The sequence below is a fragment of the Spirosoma lituiforme genome (assembly GCF_054776635.1).
The window spans coordinates 1-968 of the sequence record NZ_BAAHBO010000037.1; the positions used below are offsets into that span (position 1 = coordinate 1).

At 67.1% G+C, this 968-nt stretch carries 1 protein-coding gene; it reads left to right on the forward strand.

The window, feature by feature from the left end; all coding sequences use genetic code 11:
- Positions 1–968: Ig-like domain-containing protein (locus ACYU87_RS27525; protein WP_461137216.1), on the forward strand; the 968-nt coding region annotated here is incomplete at both ends.

A 968-nucleotide genomic window follows, 5' to 3' on the forward strand; every position in this document is an offset into this window, starting at 1 on the left:
TGTGACGGTGACGACCACAGGACCGGGCGGCACCACGAGTGTTCCCCTCACGGTGACGGCTGTTTCGGCTCCAACGGTGGCCATCAACAGTCCCTCGGGCACGCAGACCTCGACCTCACCCACAGTGAGCGGCACGGCCACGCCGGGTTCGGTGGTTGCCATCACGGGTCCGGGTAATGCGACGCTGTGTTCGACTACTGCCACGGCGGGGGGCAGTTTCTCCTGCGTGGTGAGTGTAACCACCGGTCCGGTGACTTTAACGGCGACAGCGACCAACCCAGGGGGTACGGCCAGCACGACCACCAGCTTCACGGCTGCGGGTGCGCCTACCTTGACGGTGAGCCCACCGGTTCCGGGTCCGGTGACCCAGCCCGTTGCGGGCACGGCCACACCGGGTTCGGTGGTTGCCATCACGGGACCGGGTAACGTGACCTTGTGTTCAACGACGGCCAGCGCGAGCGGTGCGTTCAGTTGCTCGATCACCGTGCCCACGGGTCCGACTAATGTGACGGTGACGACCACAGGACCGGGTGGCACCACGAGTGTTCCCCTCACGGTGACGGCGGTCGCTCCCCCCACGGTGGCCATCAACGGTCCCTCGGGCACGCAGACCTCGACCTCACCCACAGTGAGCGGCACGGCTACGCCGGGTTCGGTGGTTGCCATCACGGGACCGGGTAATGCGACGCTATGTTCGACCACGGCTACGGCGGGGGGCAGTTTCTCCTGTGTGGTGAGTGTAACCACCGGTCCGGTGACCTTGACGGCGACGGCGACCAATCCAGGGGGCACGGCCAGCACGACCACCAGCTTCACGGCTGCGGGTGCGCCTACCTTGACGGTGCGCCCACCGGTTCCGGGTCCGGTGACCCAGCCCATTGCGGGCACGGCCACACCGGGTTCGGTGGTTGCCATCACGGGACCGGGTAACGTGACCTTGTGTTCGACGACGGCCAGCGCGAGCGGTG